Here is a 19,376-nt window from a genome sequence, read left to right as displayed (position 1 = left end):
GCCGCCGGAGAGCTTCTGACCACAAATGTCTTCGCAAGTCCCCGCAACGCTCAACAGCTACACCTGCCCACAAACACAAAGGGCGTCCGGAACATCGGACGCCCTTCGCTTTTCCTAAGAGCTAATAGCTAGCGGCTAGCAGCCACCATCCAGCCCTTACTGCCCCAACGGGCTCTGCTGCGCTGCCTGCTGCTTCTTGCTGTAGACGATGCCGCCGTTCTTCGCATAACGCTCGACCAGCGTGCCCACGAAGATGCCGAACACCTCGTTCCGCTTCTCCTGCAGCATCTTGTCGTGCGTCTGCGCGACAGCCTTGGCGAGATCGTCCGCGGTCGGCTCCTGCTTCTCGTTCACTTCGATCACCGTGCCGATCGTGCCCGTGTTGATCGGAGCCGAGATGCCACCCTGCGGCAGCGAGAACACCACGGCAGCCGGGCCGCCCATCGAGCCGAGATCCGGCACCTGCGCGTCGCGGCCCACCAGGTCGCTCGACTTCACAGGAATCTTCAGCTCGGCCGCAGCCTTCTTCAGATCGTGAAGCTCCTTCGCCCGGTTCGACAGCTTGATCAGCTGCGCCTGAAGAATCTCAGGAACCTGCTGGCTGCGATAGTTGTCCAGGATCTGCGCCTTCGCGTCCGCGAAGTTCGGTGCATGCGCGGCCTGAATGTCAGCCACCTGGAAGATCGCAAAACCTTCCCCGGTCGACGCCATCTGCGGCGCGGCATCCTTCTTTGCGACGAAGGCGCTCTGCATCAGCTGCGTCGAGTCCGGAAGGCTCGGCACCACGTCCGTCGGCTTCAGGAAGCCCGTCGTCGTCACCTGCAGGTGATGCGCTTCCGCAGTCTTCTGCAGGCCGTTCTTGCCAGCCTCAGCCACCAGCTGACCGGCATAGTTCTGCGCCGCAGCTGCAGCCTTCGTGCTCACCAGCTGGGCCTTGATCTGGTCCTTGACCTCGCTCAGCGGCTTGGCGCCAGCGCCATGCTTCTCTTCCGTCTGGATGATGTGATATCCGAAGCTCGAGCGCACCAGGTCGGAGGTCTGACCGGGGTTCAGCTTCATCGCAGCCTGCGCATACGCCGGATCCAGACCGCTCGTCGGGATCATCGGCAGCTCGCCGCCCGTGTCCTTCGAACCCGGGTCCTCCGAGTACTTCTTCGCCAGGTCGGCAAAGCTCGCTCCGCCCTTCAGCTGGTTCAGCACATCCTGCGCCTTCGCCTTGGCCGCTGCGTCGGTCTTCGCGTCCGCACCCTTGGCGACAGTGATCAGGATGTGACGCGTCTTGACCTCTTCTTCCGTCTTGTACTGCGCCACGTGGCCGTTGTAGTAGCTCTGCACGTCCGCATCGCTCACCGCAGGCGCGCCGCCCGGCAGCTGCGAGTTGTCGAACGCAAAGAACGAAATCTTGCGCTGCTCCGGCACCGCATTGGCATACCGAGCTGCGTTCTGCTTGAAGAACGTCTCCAGCTCCGCATCGCTCGGGTTGATGCTCTTCTTCACATCGTCGCCCGAGAGCACCGCGTAGTCGAACTTCACCTTCGTGCCGGCCTGCAGCGCTTCGGTGTGGACCGCCGCGTCAGACACCGTCACGCCGCCTGTGATCAGCGACTCAAGACGCTGCAGCTCGAGGTCGATCTTCAGCTGCGTCTCGAAGTCGGTAACCGACAGCCCGAACTGTTCCACGAAATTGATGTACTTGTCCTGACCGATGAACTTGCCTTCGGGGAACAGCGCATCCGCGTACGGTCCATGCTGCAGGAACGTCGCCAGGTCGGAATCGCTCACCTGCAGGCCGAGGCGATCCGCCTCGTGCACCAGCACCTGGCGCTCCACTTCAATCTGTCCCGCGCGGTTCATCAGCATCGGCATCAGCTGCTGCACGTAGGCCGGAGGAATCTGCTGGCGCGCAGCCTGCTGACGAGCCAGGTTCTGCACCTCCTGCATCGTCACCGGGGTGCCGCTCGAAAGCCGGCCCATCCAGCCCGGATCCTTCACCGTGGCAAACAGCGTCGCGTCGCCGGCAGCGCCATTGTCAAAGATGCCGGGTACGAGGAAGATCACCATGAGCACAATGGTGGCGCCGATAATCAGCGCAAAAATTACCTTGGTGAACGCGTTGTCTCTTTGCAGAATGCGAATCATGCTTGGCTGACGACCTTCATATCGAGGCGGCCTCGCACTCTCGCGAGACCGAGCTCAGCCCGGGTTTTTGCGCACGGCCATCCAACGCCTGCTTCCACAGGACGCGCCACGCCTGCGTGCAGGGGCTCGGGAGAAGTATAAATCAGCAGTGACGCGCTTTTGCGCCGATCCGCCCCGATTGACACCTGGCCAGAGGTCGCACTCCCCTTCACTCGCCATTCCGAAGCGTAGCCGAGGAACCCCTGTTTTCCGTCGCACCGCCCAGAACGCCCAGGGTCATCAGGCCCCCCAGAAACAAAAACGGCCTCAGCCTCCGGGATATTCGGTCCCCGAAGACTGAAGCCGCGTTCGATCTCTTCGTACGCTTTAGTATCCCGGAGGCGGCACAGGAGCCGGTCCCCAATAGCACCCATAGTAAGGGCGGCAGTACCGGCGCATCGGCTGCGGACCTTGCGGTGCCGGCCCCGCGCCATACGCCAGCCGGGCCATCTCCTGCTCCGACACCGTGCGTACCGGCAGCGGCTGCGCCACATGGAAGGTCAGCACCGACTCCGGTGGAACCACAATCTGCCCGCCGCCGGACGCCGCCGAGCTCGCCACACCGGCTGCTCCACCCACGCCCGCACCGATCGCCGCGCCCGCGCCGCCGCCAGCTACTGCACCAAACAGCGCTCCCAAAGCACCCAGACCCACCGCGCTGCCTACCGTGCGGTTCGTCTTGTCGGCGCCCTCACGCTGCCACACATCCGTGTTCAGCGGATACAACTGTCCGCCCATCGTCAGGCTGTTCAGCTGCAGCGCCAGCTCGCCACGACCCTTCAGCGCACCGGCAGACTTGGAATCCACCACCACGCCCGAGACCTGCGCCCCACGCGGCACCGCCACCACACCGTTCGCGACAATGTCATTCAACACCGTGCCGCTGAACGCCGTGCCCGGCTGCGTGTGCTTCGAGTCCAGCCCGTTGTTGATCCGGATCTGCAGCGTCGAGCCCTGCACCACCGTCGCCGGAATCCCCGCGCGCTGACCCGCCGCGGCGCCCGGAGGCGGCACATACGACGGCCCCTGCTGTCCCGCATACATCGGCTGACGCGGTGGATACTGCTGCTGCGGATAACCCTGTTGCTGCGGATAGCCCTGCGGCGCCTGCGACTGCGAGTACGCCGGCTGCTGCTGGCTGTAGGAAGGCTGCGGCTGGCTCGCCGAAGCCTGCGCCGGCTGCGATCCCCCCGTCGGCTGATCGCCCGCCGGAGGTGCATACGTGCCATCCGACTGCAGCACCCAGCCCGGAGGCGGCGCCTGATCTGCTGAACTCGATCCCGCCGGTGGCTGCGCCGGCGTATCGCCCAGTGTCAGCTCATCCACCACCTTCTTCACACCGTTCGTCCGCGCCGCCAGGTTCTCCGCCTTCGTCCGCTGCGCTTCGTTGTTCACGTTGCCGGACAAGGTCACCACGCCATACACCGTCGACGTCTGGATGTTCTGCGTCGACAGGTCGGAAGCTCCGGCCAGTGCACGCAGCACATTCGACTCAATCTCGGCATCCGTCAGCTGCGTGGTCGGTTGCGTCTGGGCACCCGCCGCTGCTGCCAGCATGAGACCTCCAGCAAGCACCATCACGCCGTGAGCTCCCATCATCCTGTGCGATCGCATCGTTCTTCCTCCTGGCACATGCAGACGACTCGCGCCCGCACGGCATAAAAACCCGGCCCCGTCTCGACCCTGAACCACAACCCCAGGTCGAGACCTGCCATCTCGTCACTCGGCCCGTCCACTCTCTCCATTGGATGCGGGAACATACCGAAGCAACGGCGTCAGTAGCCACTTGCAAAGACGCGAGGCAGAGGAAAAAGTTCCGTTATCTCACGATAGGACCTTCCGCTCCCAATCCCAACCCACAGAATCACCCCACAAAGCCCATTCTTTCGACGCATCTTCGCCAAACAGTCACTCGTTTGACCCACGGCATTGATCCGTCCTATACTGATTTTGCGGGGTGGAGCAGCCCGGTAGCTCGTTGGGCTCATAACCCAAAGGTCGCAGGTTCAAATCCTGCCCCCGCAACCAATTACAAGATTTGTACCAGCCTGGACCCCACCCAAGCCGTGGGGTTTTTCTGCGTCTGGAACCGTGGTCGCATAGCCACACTTCTCGCCCTGGGATTCCCTCCCCCTCGCGTCCCGAGAATTCTCTTCACACTGACCCGCTTTTTGCGCCCCCGACAGAGCCCCTTCACCTTCCCGTCACATGCCAACCACCGTGACCACTATCCCCCAGCGCCACCCCCTGGAGCACACCGCCTTCTGCAATCTTCCGCTGAAATTCTTTTCTTGCGGTCCGGCAAGTGCTGGCTATGATGTCGTATGGAACTGGTCTCCCTGAATGCGACACACCCTGATCACGGTGGCAAGTCTTTTCAGAAGGCTGCGTCCGTGGTGCTGCATCTCCTTGTGATCGCCGCCCTCACGTACCAGATCCGCGGCGTCGCCAGGCTTCCAGCCCATCCCCACATCGACGCCAGGATCCTGGTGCCGTACGCTCCCGGCCACACCGCGGTGGTTCACCCGCCCAAGCCGAAGATCATCCGCCCGAAAGAAGAGCCAAAGCTCGCCATGAAGGAGCCACCACCACCGCCTCCGCCCAGCAGCGGTGGCGATCCCACCGGTGATGCCGACGTCGAGCTCGCCATGGCCAGCTTCTTCCCCGATCCCAAGCCCGACCTCGCCGCCCTTCCCCACGGCACGCGCGGCGACATCGTCATCGATATCGTCATCGATCAAGACGGCAAAGTCGTCGACACGCAGGTCGACCAGGGCCTCGGCCACGGCGTCGACGAGGCAGTGCTCGCTGTCCTCCAGACCTGGACCTTCTACCCCGCCACCAAGTCCGGCAAGCCCGTCCCCAGCAAGCAGCGGCTCCTCTTCCACTTCGAACGCGCGTAGTGCGAAAGGCGCTCTCTCCGATGTCATCCCGCGCGGAGTGCTGCGCAGCAGCACGAAGACGAAGGACCCCGAAAGGGCTTCGGTAGCCAAGGCAGATGGAAGCCTTCAGACTCGAACTTCCGTACCTCACGGCTACATCGCATCGCCTCTCCGTTGACGAATCTCCGCTGCCCCGCGTCCTTTCGCTCGCGAGCCCGTATAAGTACCGTAGGCACCCAAATCCACTTTCTTTCTGGACATCACATGCGTGCAGCACGTGTTTCCGTAGCCGTGTCGACGGTCGCGGTATCGATCTTGTCGTTAGCGGGCCTTGCAGCCGCTCAGGCTCCCGCAGCGAAGCCCGCAGCACCAGCAGCCGCGACCCCTTCCGCGAAGCCTGCTCCCACCGACGCGCCGTCCGCCGCAGCAGGAGACGAGGGCAGCCCGGCCCCGGTCTCGCCCTTCCCGCAAGGTCCGCCGACCAAAGCTGGCCTCGAGCTCAGGGAGATCCACACCGCCGACCGCAAGTGGCGTGAGACCCAGCGTGGATACGTCGATCCGCGCCGCTTCGGCCGCATCCAGCCCAAGGAGTTCCGCTCCGTCGATCCCGCCACCCAGGCCAGCGAGTACGAGCACCTCAAGAGCGTCGCCGCCCAGCTCGACAAGCTCGATATCGCCAGCATGACCGAGCCCGAGCGCATCAACCTCGAGATCTACCAGTATCAGATCGGCACCCAGCTGGACTCCCAGAAGTTCAAGGAGTGGGAGAAGCCCGTCAACTCGCTCGAAACCTTCTGGACAGGCGCCCAGGGCACCGGCCAGCGCGGCTTCCGCACCGAGCAGGACTACCTCAACTACATGGAGTGGCTCTCCGATCTCCCGCGCTTCTTTGACGAGAACACCGCCAACATGAAGTCTGGCCTGGCTCGCGGCTTCACCCCGCCCAAGATCACCCTCCTCGGCCGCGACCAGACCATCGCGCCCATCGCCAACGCCAAGAGCGCAGACGACACGCCCTACTGGAAGGCCTTCCAGCACATGCCCTCCACCATCAACCTCGCCGAGCAGGCCCGCCTGCGCGCCGAAGGCAAGCAGGTCATCGAAGCCAAGGTCATCCCCGCCTACCAGAAGCTCCTTCTCTTCTGGAACAACGACTACTACCCCAATACCGTCAAGTCCATCGCGGCCACGGATCTCCCCGACGGCAAGGCCTACTACAAGGCCCAGATCAAGCGTTACACCACGCTCGACATGTCCGCCGAAGACATCCACGCCTTCGGCCTCACCGAGGTCGCGAAGATCCACCAGGAGATGCTCGACACCATGGTGGAGGCCAAGTTCCAGGGCGACTTCCCGGCCTTTCTCAAGTTCCTCCGCACCGATCCACAGTTCTACCCTAAGACCAAGGAAGAACTCCTCGGCGCGGTGTCGTACATGATGAAGGAGTTCGACGATAAGGCCGACCGCTACTTCGGCTACATGCCCCGCGGACGCTTCGGCGTTCACCCGGTCCCGGACGAGGTCGCTCCCTACCAGCCCGCGGGCTTCGGCGGTCCCGGCGGTTTCTCCATCAACCTCTATGACCTGCCGTCGCGTCCGCTCTACGGCATGCCCGCGCTGACATTGCATGAGGCTGCTCCGGGGCACTCGTGGGCGGGCCTCATCGCGCGCGAGCACGCCGATCCCGACGGCTTCCGCGGTGGCGGTTCGGCCTTCGGCGAAGGCTGGGCGCTCTACTGCGAACGCCTCGGCACCGAGATGGACATGTACCACACGCCCTACGAAAAGTTCGGCATGTTGAGCTTCCAGTCCTGGCGCGCCTCACGCCTCGTCGTGGATACCGGCATGCACGCCATGGGCTGGACCCGCGAGCAGGCCCAGCAGTACCTCCGTGAAAACACCGTCCTCTCCGAGCACGACATCGAAGAGGAGGTCGACCGCTACATCTCCTGGCCCGGCCAGGCACTCAGCTACTACATGGGCATGACCGAGCTCTTGAACGAGCGCCACCACGCCGAGCAGGTGCTGGGCCGCAAGTTCAACCTCCGCGCCTTCCACGACGCCGTCCTCGCCACAGGCGGCGTCCCGCTCCCTGTGCTCCACGAGTACCTCGAAGCGTGGATCAAGGGCGGCGGCATCGGCCCCTACCCCGACATGGAAAAGTAACTCCAGCGGCACAACGCGAATGGGCACGCCCATAGCGTGCCCATTCGCATTTAAGCAGAGGCTGACTTCTGCGACTCAGTGCGCAAAGGTCACGCCGCGCCCCAGGATCACGATGTACGCCAGCCCAACGACGATGGCCGCAATCCACCACGCTGGCTGGCGGGCCACCGCAAGCGGCTCGCGCGCATTCGCGGCAACCTTCGGAAGAAACACATCCGCCCACATCATGCCGGACAGCCCTCCAAACGCCGCCGGGATCGTCGACAGGAACAGCAGCTTCGGCCCCAGAGGATCGAACGCGCCCGCCACGCAGTAGAAGCCGCAGGCAGCGTAGTACGGCAGCCGCCCCACCGTGTTGTACAGGTCACGGTTGCTCCCTCGATCTGGACAGAACGGCTCGATGCTCCGCGCCATCGCCCACACCACGAAGCGGTAGAGCGCAGCGCCCAGCACTGACATCACGACACGCAGAACATACGGATGCGGCAGCCCCTCAATCGCCGCCGCCCAATCCCCAAGCCCCAGGATTCCCGAGAACAGAAAGTACCCTGCGCCATCCAGCAGATTGAAGCACCCCACCAGCCACAGAAAGTAGCGCAGATTGGCCCGCTCGCCCAGCCTTCGGGAGGCAAACAGGCAAAGGCCTCCTGCAACCAGGTTGACGAGGGTTCCACCCACATCCACGAGCCGATCGGGACGCAGGTCCGACAGATGATTGCTCGTCAGCTCCGTCGGAATATCCCCGCGCAGCAAGGCCACCACACCGTGCCCCAGCCCCTCATGCAGCACGGAGGAGATCGCAATGGCCAGCACAGCCATGCTGATGATCGTCGGCTTGTTGTTGGTATTCGCCATGGGAGTTGGAGAACAGCGTACCCGAAAAACGCGAACGGCACCGAAGCGCGGCAGAGACGCCTGTCTCTGCGAGCCTCCACGTGCACCTTCCAGCTCGCAACTTGGTCACGCCACAAACTGTACGATGGTCGTGGATGCCATCTTTGGGCCGCCGCTACACCGGCGCGTCAAGCTCGTGGCAGGAATCGAGCCCGGATGAGCGCCTTTTCGGAAGTCAGTTATTGGAGCTTGTGCCTCGCTGTACTCGCGCGCCAGCTCTGCCTGCCCGTCCCGGCCATCCTCTTCCTCATGACCGCGGGAACACTCGCAGCAGAAGGCCACCTGCATCTCAGCCTCGTGCTCTTGATGGGCGTCCTCGGCTGCATGGGCGGAGATGGCGTCTGGTTCTGGTTCGGTCGTCGCTGGGGCAGCAAGATCGTCCGCGTCATCTGCCGGTTCAGCAGTGATCCGCGCGCCGCGGGTCTCAAGGCGCACCGCCTCTTCGATCAGTGGGGACTGCGCGTCCTCGTCGTCTCCAAGTTCGTCCCCGGCCTCGACGGCGTCACCCCTCCCCTCGCCGGAGCCGAGGGTGCACCCATCCTCAGCTTCCTCGCCCACGACGCTCTCGGCGGCCTCCTCTGGTCCAGCTTCTACACGCTGCTGGGATACCTCTTCGCCCACCAGCTGCAGGCGGTCGGCCGCGTCGCGCACCAGTTCGGACACTTCGTCGCTATTGTCGTCGGCATCCCTCTGCTCGCTTACATCCTCTGGCGCGGCATCACCCTCGTCCGTATGATCCGCCAACTCCGGCTGCGCCGCATGAGCCCCCTTCTCCTCTACCGCAAGCTCGAAGCCCACGAGAAGATCGCCGTCCTCGACCTCCTCAACTTCGAGGATGGCGACGACTTCCCGCTCGGCATCCCCGGCTCGGTGCGCGTCGATCCCGCCGGCCTCCGAGCCGCGCAAGCAGTCATCGTCCCCGACGACGTCTCGCTCGTCCTCTGCTGCTCCTCAAAGCGCGAAATCGTCAGCGCCCGCGTCGCTCTCGCACTCTCCCGTATCGGCGTCGAAAACGTCTGGGTGCTCGATGGCGGCCTCTCCGCCTGGCAGGCCCTCGACCTTCCGCTCTCCCACGAATTCAGCACCCGCGACGAAGTCGCCGAACGCCTCGGAATTCGGTTCCCCGGCCCGCAGGACGACCTCCGCCACCGCAAGCCGGTCCACCATAAGGCACCTTCACCGTCGCGATAACCGGGTAATCTACGCCCGCACATCTCCCCCACAAATCTCCGCTATGTTGATGGGACTTCAGGGAACCTCTCCACAGGTCGGGCTTTGTCAGAGCAGGGCCTACCGTCCCGGCTTTGTCAGGACGGGACTTCAGAGCAGTCTCCCTGTAGATGACATCTCAGGGCCGAAGGCCCGCAACATCCTAGCCTAGGCCGAAGGCCTAGGTAAGGTGCCAACGATAGGCCGAGGGCTGAAAGCCCGACATATTGGCCCTCCGCAAATTTCAAATCCTGGGAGCCTCTGCGCAGCTCCCACCTTGTTCTCCCGGAACGCCGACCCACCCAGGCGAACCCGCCCGCATTTTTTTATACTGATCTTTGGAAAGACCCAGGGAAGACCCACATCTATGCCAAAACAAGAGTTCCAGACAGAAGTCAGCCAGCTCCTTCAGCTCATCATCCACTCGCTCTACTCTCACCCGGAGATCTTCCTCCGCGAACTCATCTCCAACTCCTCCGACGCGCTCGATAAACTCCGCTACCTCACCCTCACCGACGAGCGTTTCAAGGGCTTCACCTTCGATCCCCGCATCGAGCTCGAGCTCAACGAGACCCTCAAGACCCTCTCCCTCGCCGACAACGGCATCGGCATGAACCAGGAAGACCTCATCGCGCACCTCGGCACCATCGCGCGCTCCGGCACCAAGAACTTCCTCAACCAGCTGTCCGGCGACGCCAAGAAGGACTCCAACCTCATCGGGCAGTTCGGCGTCGGCTTCTACTCCGTCTTCATGGTCGCCGACAAGGTCGAAGTCATCTCCCGCAAGGCCGGCGAAGACGCCGCCTGGAAGTGGACCTCCGACGGCAAGACCGGCTTCGACATCGAGCCCGCCGAGCGCGCCACCCCCGGCACCACCGTCCTGCTCCACTTCAACGCCGACGGTGAACCCTACGCCAACGCCTGGCGCCTCAAGGACATCGTCAAGAAGTACTCCAACCACATCGCCTTCCCCATCTTCCTCACCTACGACAAGTCCAACTGGAACGAGGAAGAGAAGAAGTCCGTCACCGAGCGCACCACCGAGCAGGTCAACTCCGCCTCGGCCCTCTGGCGTCGCTCCAAGTCCGAGCTCACCGACGAAGACTACAAGGAGCTCTACAAGTCCCTCACCGGAGACTTCGAAGACCCGCTCGTCTGGTTCCACACCAAAGCGGAAGGCTCGCTCGAATACATCACCCTCTTCTTCATCCCCGCCAAGGCCCCGATCGACCTCTATCAGCAGGACTACAAGGCCGGCGTCAAGCTCTACGTCAAGCGCGTCTTCATCATGGACGACTCACGCGAGCTGCTCCCCCAGTACCTCCGCTTCGTTCGCGGCATCATCGACTCCGAAGACCTTCCGCTCAACGTCTCCCGCGAGATCCTGCAACAGAACAAGATCCTTAACAGCATCCGCACCGCCTCGGTAAAGAAGATCCTCTCCGAGCTCAAGAACCTCAGCGAGAACGATGCAGCCAAGTACGCCCTCTTCATCGAGCAGTACAACCGCCTGCTCAAGGAAGGCCTCTACGGCGACTTCGCCAACCGCGAAGCCCTCCTCGATCTCGTCCGCTTCAAGTCCACCGCGGTCGAAGGCCTCACCTCCCTCGCCGACGCCAAGTCGCGCATGAAGGAAGGCCAGACCGCCCTCTACTACATCACCGGCGGTGCCGAATCCCTCCTCCGCACCTCGCCGCTCCTCGAGATCTACAAGAAGAAGGGCTACGAAGTCCTCATCCTCGATGACGACATCGACGAGATCGTCTTCTCGCAGATCGACACCTACGGCGAAACCGAGCTCAAGTCCGTCAACAAGTCCTCCACCTCGGACGACCTCAAGGACGAGACCGAGCCCGAAAAGTCCGAGCAGACCCAGCCCCTCATCGACAAGCTCAAGGCCATCCTCGGCGACCGCGTCAAGGACGTCCGCATCACCTCGCGCCTCGCCGACAGCCCCTCCGTCCTCGTCACCGACGAAGACGAACCCACCCTCCGCATGCAGCAGATGATGAAGGCCATGGGCCAGAAGCTCCCCGAGCTCAAACCCACCCTCGAGATCAACCCCGACCACGAGATCGTCAAGAAGCTCTCCGGCCGCCTCACCGACGCAATCGCCGACGACGCCGCCTGGCTCCTGTACGACCAGGCCCTCCTCATGGAAGGCGTAGCCCTCCCCGACCCCGCCGCCTTCGTCCAAAGACTCAACAGAGTCCTCAACCAGACGGTGTAGTCCTCAACCAAACCTTCTAGCTCCCATCCGGGTGCCCCGGGTCCCTTAAGGGACCCGGGTTTGCTTTGCGCGATGCCCGCTCGAAACGAGGCCTTTCCTCAAGCCTCCAGCCCGCATCGCGGGCGACCTGTTCCGCTCATCGCTCTACAGAAAACACGAATCCGCTAGCGACATCCGCCATTCTGGCTCCGATATCCGCGCGGATACCGTTTCCCGCTTCGCCATCTCACCCACCCCATATATCCTGTGGGTGTTCGCGCCCAACGACTCCCTGAAACTGCCCGCCCGCCTCGCACGCGGACCAGTTCGCAGCTCCATTCGTTGGCCGCCCGGAGATCCTCAAAGCATGGCGTGTCGCGCATGAACCTTACCCAGTCGTCCAAGACGCAGCGAGCCACAGCCGCCATCGCCCTGCTGGCCTCCGTAACCCTCGCCGGCTGCCGCCAGGACATGCACGACCAGCCCAAGTTCTTCCCCCAGCGCGGCACCACCTTCTACGCCGACGGCCGCTCCGTCCGCCCCCAGGAGGCCGGCACCGTCGCCCGCGAACAGGGCGACCCCACCAGCTACCTCCTCACCGGCATGATCGACGGCCCCCACGGCCTCCAGGAAGGCGACGGCCTCCCGCTGCCCCTCACCCCCCAGCTCATCGCCCGCGGCCAGGAGCGCTACAACATCTACTGCACGCCCTGCCACTCCCGCACCGGCTACGGCCACGGCATGATCGTCCAGCGAGGCTACGAGGCCTCCGCCAACCTCCACTCCACCCGCCTCCGCGACGCTCCCCTCGGCCACTTCTTCGCCGTCATCACCAATGGCTTCGGCGCCATGCCCGAGTACCGTGCGCAGGTCGCCCCCGAAGATCGCTGGGCCATCGCCGCCTACATCCGAGCCCTCCAGCTCAGCCAGAACGCCAAAGACTCCGACGCCCCCACCCCGGCCGCCATCAAGCCGCTTACCCAGATCGCCACCACCCAGGGCGAGCCCGCCGAGTGGGCCAACACCCGCCACTGGACCTCCAGCGTCGCCAACCTCCCCACCTACACCACTGGCGAGGTCGCCTCCCTCCACCCCGGCCCCGTACCCGGCGTCCCCTCCAGCACCGCGGCCACCGCAACAACTGGCCCCCTGGCATCTGGACAACCGGCATCTGGAACCCCGAAGCCCAGCCCGACCGCAGCCACAGCCTCAACCGGCCCCACCAAGCCCACCGCGACGCCCGCTCCACCCAAAGCCAACGCCGCCGCAGGCAAGCAGGTCTACCTCGACAACTGCTCCATCTGCCACCAGGACACCCTCGAAGGCCGCCCCCCCAAGATCCCCGCCATCCTCAACATCGTCGCCCGCACCGGCGAGGACCACGTGCGCACCACCATCCACGAAGGCAAGCCCGACGCCCGGCCCATGATGCCCTCCTTCGCCGAAAAACTCACCGACGCCCAGGTCGACGACCTCATCGCCTTCCTCAAAACCGGCAAACCCGCCGCCGAGTAACCACTGGCAACTCGAGACTCGAAACTCACAACCCGAAGCTCGATCAGTCGGTCTCTACCGCACCAGCAATCCCCCCAAATCCCACCCACAATCCGGGTCCCTCAAGGGACCCGGGGTTGCTTTGCAACCAGCGCGCTCCAGCCGACTCCCTCAAGCCTCCAGCCCGCAACGCGGGCAACCTGTTCCCCTCATCCCTCTACAGACAACAAGCGCTCCTAATGCACGGCGTCACACCAGCCGCCCCTCCCCGTAGCTCGCAGCTCAACTCCTCGTCGCTCAACAAACATCCGCTGACGAACGCCACATACCAGCCACCAAAAACACAAAGGCCGCGCAACCGCGCGGCCTTCGCCTTTCCAACTGATAACGGACAACGAACTAAAGCACGCTAACCAGCTCCGTATACTCCCGGCCCTGAGCTTCCGCCACAGCCTTGTACGTCAGCTTGCCGTCGATCGTATTCACGCCCTCGGCCAGCCCGGCATTCGCCTTCACCGCCGCACGAGCCCCGACCTTCGCCAGCTGCATCACGTACGGGAACGTCGCATTCGTCAGCGCCAGCGTGCTCGTGTTCGGCACCGCGGCGGGCATGTTCGTCACGCAGTAATGCACCACGCCATCCACCACATAGCTCGGGTCCGAGTGCGTCGTCGGCTTCGCCGTCTCGATGCAGCCGCCCTGGTCGATCGCCACATCCACGATCACCGCGCCCTTCTTCATCTTCGCGACCATGGCCTTCGTCACGATCTTCGGCGCCGCCGCGCCCGGAATCAGCACGCCGCCAATCACCAGGTCAGCCTCGCTCACCGCGCGCTCCACGTTGTAGCTATTGGAGTACAGCGTGAACAGCTTGCCGTTGAAGATATCGTCCAGCTCGCGGAGACGGTTCAGGCTCAGATCGAGCAGCGTCACCTTCGCGCCCATGCCCACAGCGATCTTCGCGGCGTTCGTGCCCACAATGCCGCCGCCAATCACGCACACATTCGCCGGAGGCACACCCGGGACGCCGCCCAGCAGCACACCGCGTCCGCCATGCTCCTTCTCCAGGTACGCCGCGCCCACCTGCACGCTAAGACGGCCCGCCACCTCGCTCATCGGCGTCAGCAGTGGCAGTGTGCCAGCCTTGTCCTTCACCGTCTCGTACGCGATGCCCGTCACCTTCGCGTTCAGCAGCGCGTCCGTCAGCTCCTTGATCGGAGCCAGGTGCAGGTACGTAAACAGCACCAGCCCTTCGCGGAAGTAGCCATACTCCTTCGACACCGGCTCCTTCACCTTCACGACCATATCGGCCGCCCACACCTCGGCTGCAGTAGCCTTCATCTCGGCCCCTACCGCCACATACTCCGCGTCCGGAAAGGACGAGAGTGCGCCGGCATTTGTCTCCACCAGCACCGTGTGCCCGGCTTCGGTCAATGCCTTCACGCCGGCAGGTGTAATGCCTACCCGGCTCTCGTGGTCCTTCACTTCCTTCGGTACACCAATAATCATCGGTTCAGTTTCTCCTCTGAGATTGTAGGCCACCCCATACCAGCCGGCCACCCCCTCACCACTCGCCGCCGCTATGCACCACTCTCGCTGCAAACGTATTTCCTACGCCAACATTCCCTTCGCTTCCCAACCTCCCCGGTTCGCGCCCGCGCCCCTCCAAGCCTCTACAATAGAAATTGACCGAATTCCGGCACCGAACCAGAGGATTCCCCAGAAACAATGTCATCGAAGAATTTCTCCTCGCGCGGCGGCATGCGCAGCATCTTCTCGCTCTTCTCCAGCGACCTGGCCATCGACCTGGGCACGGCAAACACCCTCGTCTACGCGCTCGGCAAGGGCATCATCGTCAATGAGCCCTCCATCATCGCGGTCAATCGCGTCACCGGCGAAGTCGAAGCCGTCGGCAAGGAAGCCAAGGACATGCTGGGTCGAACCCCCGGCAACATCATCGCCATCAAGCCCATGAAGGATGGCGTCATCGCCGACTTCAAGCAGACCGAAAAGATGTTGAACTACTTCATCCAGAAGGCACACAACCGCAAGATGATGGTGCACCCCCGCATCGTCATCGGCGTGCCCTCGGAGATCACGCAGGTAGAAAAGCGCGCCGTCATGGACAGCGCCTACCGCGCGAAAGCCAGCGAGGTCCATCTCGTCGAACAGGCCATGGTCGCCGCCATCGGCGCCGGCCTGCCCATCACCGAGCCCGGCGGCAACATGGTCGTCGACATCGGCGGCGGCACCACCGACATCGCCGTCATCTCCCTCGCAGGCATCGTCTACTCACGCTCCGTCCGCATGGCAGGCAACCAGATGGACGAAGCCGTGATGACCTACCTCAAGCGCAAGTACAACCTCCTCGTCGGCGAGCGCACCGCGGAACAGATCAAGATCGAGTTAGGCTCCGCCTATCCCCTCGATAAGCCGCTCACCATGGAGATCAAGGGCCGCAACCTCATCGAAGGCGTCCCCAAGACCATCACCATCGAGGACTCCGAGATCCGCGAGGCCCTCGGCGAGTGCATCGCCACCATCATGAACGCCATCCGCGTCGCCCTCGAGCGCACCCCGCCCGAGCTCTCCGCGGACATCTCCGACCGCGGCATCGTCCTCACCGGCGGCGGAGCGCTCATCAAGAACCTCGACAAGCGCATCCGCGAAGAAACCGGCCTCCCCGTCTCCATCGCCGACGATCCGCTCGCCTCCGTCGTCCTCGGAACCGGCAAGATGCTCTCCGACTTCCGCCTCCTCCGCAAGATCTCCATCGACTAACTGGCATCTGGAGAACTGGCATCTGGAAAACTGATACCGCATAACTCCCAGCTCCCAACTCATCACTCGATCAAACTTCCTACCAAACGAAGGCCGCCCACAAGGTGGCCTTCGTTGTTGCAGTTACCTCTCTTGCTCGTCGTCCCCGAAGGGAATCTGTGTCCCGCCTCAAGAGCGCAGCCGCCCTCCGCAACAGTTAGCGATCAAAGATCCACTGCCGCATCGCGATCCTGCGCCTCCATCAAGAGGCAGTCCGTTCGTCGCCAGTGAAGAGGCGACATCGCGAACCGGCTCTTGAAGGCGCGACTAAATGCCGCCTCGGACGTATAGCCCACGCGCCGCGCTATCTCTGAGACCTGCGCGCGACCATGGCGCAATAACTCCGCCGACCGATCAAGACGCCACGCCGTCAGATACGCCATAGGCGCTTGACCCACGATGCGTTGAAAGTGATCCGCGAAGGCCGACCGCGACAGGTTCGATAACTTCGCAAGTTCGACGACGTTCCAATCGTGGCCCGGCCTCGCATGCATCGCCGATATCGCCTTGTTGACCCTTGGATCGATCGCACCGGAGAGCCACCCACGCCCTACCTCGCCATTCGACGCCCACGTGCGCAGCAGTTGCATGAAGATCACATCGAGCAGCCGGGAGATCATCGCCGCAGCGCCCGCCCGAAGGTGCAAGGCCTCGTCAAGAATGAAGTGGCAGCTGAGTTCCAGCCATTCGAAGGGCCGGTCTCGCAGCCCCTTCAAAACAATCACCGGGGGTAACACCGCCAGAACTCGTTGCGCCAGTATGCCGTCGAATCCGAAGTCTCCACAGAGCCAGTTCGTATCTCCTCGGCCAAGCACCAGGCGCTCCCGGTCGTACTCACGTGACGCCAGGTCATGAAGCGAAACGGCCTCGCAACCAGCCTGGTCTGAAATCGTATGACCGTGGGCATGCATCAGCATCACAAGATCCCCCTGTGACGCTTGGAACACAGTGTCCAGTCCATCGACAGAGATCACGACCGAACCACTGCGGATGATGTGCAGCCGATGCTTCCCTGCCGGGAAGTGAATACCGAACGGAGCCTCCGCAGCACACGTAAACACCGTGTTCCCACGCACCCGAATCAGTTCCAGCACGTCCGACATCGCATCGCGCTCCAAAGCAAACGGATCGCGCAGATCATCCAGCGCCTCTGGCGTTTCAGCATGAAAATCCGGCTCGTGAATCATTGGTGATCCATTCCCCCATTGTTACGCTGGACAAATCATCACAGGGAGATTCCAAATGTCAAAGACAATTATGTTGATCCATGGGGCCTGGGTGACCACCCATTGCTGGGACGGGTTCCGCGACTTCTTTGAGGCTCAGAACTACACGGTCGTCGTCCCCGCCTGGCCATTCATGGATCGCCCCGTTGATGCGCTGAGGAACCTCCCCGACCCACGAGTCGAAGAACTCACGATCAAGGATCTCGTCGACCACTTCGACAACCACATTCGATCGCTCCCCGAAGATCCCATCCTGATCGGTCATTCCTTCGGCGGACTCATCGTGCAGATGCTGCTGGATCGTGGCCTCGGTGCTGCAGGTGTCGCCATCGACGCAGGCCCGCCTCGCGGCGTTCTCCCAAGTCCTACGGCCATCAAATCCGCACTCCCCGTACTGTTGGCATGGCGTGGTTGGTCCCGCGTTCTGTCCATGTCGTTCAAGGGCTTTTCAACCACCTTCGCGAACACGCTTATCCCCTCACAGCAACGCGACACCTACGCCGAGCACATCGTTCCTGCGCCCGGCAGAATCTACTTCCAGGCGGCTCTGGGTCTCGGAAACGCCGTCAACTTCAAAAACCCTAAGCGCCCGCCTCTCTTGCTGACCGCCGCCGCGGAAGACCGCACCAGCACACCTTCCATGGTGCGGGCTATGTATCGCAAGCATTGCAAGGCACCAAGCCAGACCGACATCCTTGAGTTCGCCAATCGCAGCCACTGGCTCATCGCCGAGCCCGGCTGGGAAGAGGTAGCAGGTGCCATCCTGAAGTGGATTTGCCTGAACACAAAGGGCTGAAGGAGTCTGAACCGTCTAGATTCCTTCGGCGGACACATCCGCTGAAGCATTTTCCCTGCGAGTGCGCGGGTGGTGCTCGTGATGGCCGTTTTTCCCAATGAAAACGCCACAGCACGCCCCTCTCGGAAGCCCCGACATAGGAAGGAGGCTCAAAGGGAGGGTACAAACTCACCACGATCTCCGCTTGTGCCAAGGCCTGCAGTCTTCAACCCTTGAAGAGGGTCTTTGATGGCCCATCAAGGGGTGGCAGGCTTGAGCGATTCAATCTCGGTGCGACAGGGTACGCAGGTCATTCCCATCGTCTCCAACGTCGTGCACAGGCATCCCTGCCTCGTCGCAAGAGGGCTGCACGTCGAGCATCATGCCAACGAGCCCACGGAGTATCCCGAGCGCGAGCCCCAGCAGCACAACCTCTACCTGCACACCGGCCCCGCCGTGCAGGCCGAGATCAAGAGCCCTGAGTTCACAGGCCTGCGCTGGGTTCGCCCCGGTGACTTCTGGGTCATGCCCCAAGGCAGCCGCCACTCCGTTCGCTTCCAGGGACACACCAGGGTCGAAGGCGTCGCGCTCGCCTTCGACCCCGGCCGCTTCGAGACCCTCGTGCAGTCCGCCGATGGCTCCTGCTCCACCACCATCGTTCAGTCGCTCGCCGCCAGCCCGCCCAGGATCGAACACCTCATGCGCGCCCTCGCCTATGAAAGCCTCGAGCCCAGCACAGAAGACCACTTCGCCCTCGAGTGCATCGCCACCGCCATCGCGCTCGCGCTGAGCCAACACGCCAGGGCCACAACGATCGCCGCCCAGCCCGCCGCAAAGTCCGGCGCACGGCTCGCCCCAAGGCAACTGCGCGCCGTCCAGGCCTACATCGACGATCATCTGCAGCGGTCCATCACACTCGCTCACTTAGCTGAGACCGCCGGACTGAGCTCCTTCCACTTCCTTCGTGCCTTCAAGCAAAGCGTGGGAGTCACACCATGCCAGTACGTCATCGAACGCCGCATGGAACGCGCCAGGTGCCTGCTCATCAACAGCACGCTCAGCATCGCGGAGATAGCCATCCACATCGGCTTCGAACACGCCAGCCACTTCTCGCGAGCCTTCAGCCGCGCCGTCGGCATGCCTCCGTCCACATTCCGAAGCAGCCTCTAGGAAGCATCTGCGCAAGCCACGCATTGCCAGGATGCATCTCGCTTCGTCAAGCGACCTCTCGCATGAGGCAACCTCTCGCATCCTCAGACGCCTTATGGCTTCGTCAGGCTCCCTCTTGCTTCGTCGGCAAGATCTCGCTTTGTTGGGGCGGGGCTTCAGCCCCGCCGTACCGGCCCATTCGCCATGCGACTTTACCCGCTGAGGGAATGCGTGATCAAACCTCCCACATAACCGCAGCAAACGTCATCCCACCGCAAGATTCGGTAACAGCCCCTTCAAACCGCCACATCGAATCACGCATGAGCGCAGCCACCAGGTTCGGACTTGCAGAGCTGTCTTCCTCCATCTGTGCC

At 63.1% G+C, this 19,376-nt stretch carries 13 protein-coding genes and 1 tRNA gene; 9 read left to right on the top strand and 5 right to left on the bottom strand.

Going from position 1 to position 19,376, the window contains the following annotated elements:
* Nucleotides 1-156: 156 nt before the first annotated feature.
* Both C4S68_RS08755 and C4S68_RS08750 read right to left on the bottom strand, forming a co-directional pair.
* Complete coding sequence (locus C4S68_RS08755; RefSeq protein WP_103932657.1) at nucleotides 157-2,139, bottom strand: peptidylprolyl isomerase; 1,983 nt, start codon at nucleotides 2,137-2,139, stop codon at nucleotides 157-159.
* A 366-nt stretch (nucleotides 2,140-2,505) separates the two neighbouring features.
* A complete protein-coding gene (locus C4S68_RS08750) occupies nucleotides 2,506-3,792 on the bottom strand; it encodes a BON domain-containing protein (RefSeq protein WP_103932656.1) in 1,287 nt (428 codons plus the stop codon).
* A 337-nt stretch (nucleotides 3,793-4,129) separates the two neighbouring features.
* On the opposite strand from C4S68_RS08750, the gene C4S68_RS08745 reads away from it, so the two are divergent.
* From C4S68_RS08745 to C4S68_RS08735, 3 genes are all read left to right on the top strand, one after another.
* A tRNA-Met gene (locus C4S68_RS08745) sits at nucleotides 4,130-4,206 on the top strand.
* Nucleotides 4,207-4,502: 296 nt separating this feature from the next.
* A complete protein-coding gene (locus C4S68_RS08740) occupies nucleotides 4,503-5,081 on the top strand; it encodes an energy transducer TonB (protein WP_103932655.1) in 579 nt (192 codons plus the stop codon).
* A 243-nt stretch (nucleotides 5,082-5,324) separates the two neighbouring features.
* Nucleotides 5,325-7,226, top strand: coding sequence for a DUF885 domain-containing protein (locus C4S68_RS08735; RefSeq protein WP_103932654.1), 1,902 nt, complete (start codon nucleotides 5,325-5,327; stop codon nucleotides 7,224-7,226).
* A gap of 75 nt (nucleotides 7,227-7,301) precedes the next feature.
* Here C4S68_RS08735 and C4S68_RS23160 read toward each other — a convergent pair whose 3' ends face one another.
* Nucleotides 7,302-8,081 (bottom strand): hypothetical protein, encoded by a 780-nt coding sequence (locus tag C4S68_RS23160; RefSeq protein WP_160115070.1) that lies wholly within the window; start codon nucleotides 8,079-8,081, stop codon nucleotides 7,302-7,304.
* 195 nt (nucleotides 8,082-8,276) lie between these two features.
* Between C4S68_RS23160 and C4S68_RS23155 the strand changes: the two genes are divergently transcribed.
* The 3 genes from C4S68_RS23155 to C4S68_RS08715 all read left to right on the top strand — a co-directional run bounded on the left by C4S68_RS23155 (nucleotide 8,277) and on the right by C4S68_RS08715 (nucleotide 13,053).
* Nucleotides 8,277-9,311: a VTT domain-containing protein gene (locus C4S68_RS23155; RefSeq protein ID WP_160115069.1), complete on the top strand. Its 1,035-nt coding sequence runs from the start codon at nucleotides 8,277-8,279 to the stop codon at nucleotides 9,309-9,311.
* A 385-nt stretch (nucleotides 9,312-9,696) separates the two neighbouring features.
* Nucleotides 9,697-11,559 (top strand): molecular chaperone HtpG, encoded by a 1,863-nt coding sequence (gene htpG, locus C4S68_RS08720; RefSeq protein ID WP_103932651.1) that lies wholly within the window; start codon nucleotides 9,697-9,699, stop codon nucleotides 11,557-11,559.
* A gap of 360 nt (nucleotides 11,560-11,919) precedes the next feature.
* Complete coding sequence (locus C4S68_RS08715; RefSeq protein ID WP_103932650.1) at nucleotides 11,920-13,053, top strand: c-type cytochrome; 1,134 nt, start codon at nucleotides 11,920-11,922, stop codon at nucleotides 13,051-13,053.
* A gap of 378 nt (nucleotides 13,054-13,431) precedes the next feature.
* Here C4S68_RS08715 and ald read toward each other — a convergent pair whose 3' ends face one another.
* Complete coding sequence (ald, locus tag C4S68_RS08710; protein ID WP_103932649.1) at nucleotides 13,432-14,541, bottom strand: alanine dehydrogenase; 1,110 nt, start codon at nucleotides 14,539-14,541, stop codon at nucleotides 13,432-13,434.
* Nucleotides 14,542-14,760: 219 nt separating this feature from the next.
* Between ald and C4S68_RS08705 the strand changes: the two genes are divergently transcribed.
* On the top strand, nucleotides 14,761-15,813 hold the full coding sequence (locus tag C4S68_RS08705) for a rod shape-determining protein (protein WP_103932648.1): 1,053 nt from the start codon (nucleotides 14,761-14,763) through the stop codon (nucleotides 15,811-15,813).
* Between the two features lie 203 nt (nucleotides 15,814-16,016).
* Here C4S68_RS08705 and C4S68_RS08700 read toward each other — a convergent pair whose 3' ends face one another.
* Complete coding sequence (locus C4S68_RS08700) at nucleotides 16,017-17,039, bottom strand: AraC family transcriptional regulator (RefSeq protein WP_103932647.1); 1,023 nt, start codon at nucleotides 17,037-17,039, stop codon at nucleotides 16,017-16,019.
* 55 nt (nucleotides 17,040-17,094) lie between these two features.
* Here C4S68_RS08700 and C4S68_RS08695 point away from each other — a divergent pair, with 55 nt between their 5' ends.
* Together C4S68_RS08695 and C4S68_RS08690 are read left to right on the top strand one after the other, a co-directional pair.
* Nucleotides 17,095-17,874 carry an alpha/beta hydrolase gene (locus C4S68_RS08695; RefSeq protein ID WP_103932646.1) on the top strand — a complete coding sequence of 260 codons (780 nt, stop codon included), beginning with the start codon at nucleotides 17,095-17,097 and terminating at the stop codon, nucleotides 17,872-17,874.
* A gap of 228 nt (nucleotides 17,875-18,102) precedes the next feature.
* Nucleotides 18,103-19,023 (top strand): AraC family transcriptional regulator, encoded by a 921-nt coding sequence (locus C4S68_RS08690; RefSeq protein ID WP_103932645.1) that lies wholly within the window; start codon nucleotides 18,103-18,105, stop codon nucleotides 19,021-19,023.
* Nucleotides 19,024-19,376 lie beyond the last annotated feature (353 nt).

The organism is Bryocella elongata (genome assembly GCF_900108185.1).
In the GTDB taxonomy this organism is placed as follows: domain Bacteria; phylum Acidobacteriota; class Terriglobia; order Terriglobales; family Acidobacteriaceae; genus Granulicella; species Granulicella elongata.
Note: the sequence above shows the minus strand (reverse complement) of the source record. Positions and strands in the feature narration are given on the sequence as shown.

What these genes read in the sequence shown, in the direction of transcription:
- C4S68_RS08755 (WP_103932657.1), bottom strand. Translation starts at nt 2,139, where the DNA reads ATGATTCGCATTCTGCAAAGAGACAACGCGTTCACCAAGGTAATTTTT.
- C4S68_RS23160 (WP_160115070.1), bottom strand. Translation starts at nt 8,081, where the DNA reads ATGGCGAATACCAACAACAAGCCGACGATCATCAGCATGGCTGTGCTG.
- C4S68_RS08735 (WP_103932654.1), top strand. Translation starts at nt 5,325, where the DNA reads ATGCGTGCAGCACGTGTTTCCGTAGCCGTGTCGACGGTCGCGGTATCG.
- C4S68_RS23155 (WP_160115069.1), top strand. Translation starts at nt 8,277, where the DNA reads ATGAGCGCCTTTTCGGAAGTCAGTTATTGGAGCTTGTGCCTCGCTGTA.
- ald (WP_103932649.1), bottom strand. Translation starts at nt 14,541, where the DNA reads ATGATTATTGGTGTACCGAAGGAAGTGAAGGACCACGAGAGCCGGGTA.
- htpG (WP_103932651.1), top strand. Translation starts at nt 9,697, where the DNA reads ATGCCAAAACAAGAGTTCCAGACAGAAGTCAGCCAGCTCCTTCAGCTC.
- C4S68_RS08700 (WP_103932647.1), bottom strand. Translation starts at nt 17,039, where the DNA reads ATGATTCACGAGCCGGATTTTCATGCTGAAACGCCAGAGGCGCTGGAT.
- C4S68_RS08705 (WP_103932648.1), top strand. Translation starts at nt 14,761, where the DNA reads ATGTCATCGAAGAATTTCTCCTCGCGCGGCGGCATGCGCAGCATCTTC.
- C4S68_RS08715 (WP_103932650.1), top strand. Translation starts at nt 11,920, where the DNA reads ATGAACCTTACCCAGTCGTCCAAGACGCAGCGAGCCACAGCCGCCATC.
- C4S68_RS08690 (WP_103932645.1), top strand. Translation starts at nt 18,103, where the DNA reads ATGGCCCATCAAGGGGTGGCAGGCTTGAGCGATTCAATCTCGGTGCGA.
- C4S68_RS08695 (WP_103932646.1), top strand. Translation starts at nt 17,095, where the DNA reads ATGTCAAAGACAATTATGTTGATCCATGGGGCCTGGGTGACCACCCAT.
- C4S68_RS08750 (WP_103932656.1), bottom strand. Translation starts at nt 3,792, where the DNA reads ATGCGATCGCACAGGATGATGGGAGCTCACGGCGTGATGGTGCTTGCT.
- C4S68_RS08740 (WP_103932655.1), top strand. Translation starts at nt 4,503, where the DNA reads ATGGAACTGGTCTCCCTGAATGCGACACACCCTGATCACGGTGGCAAG.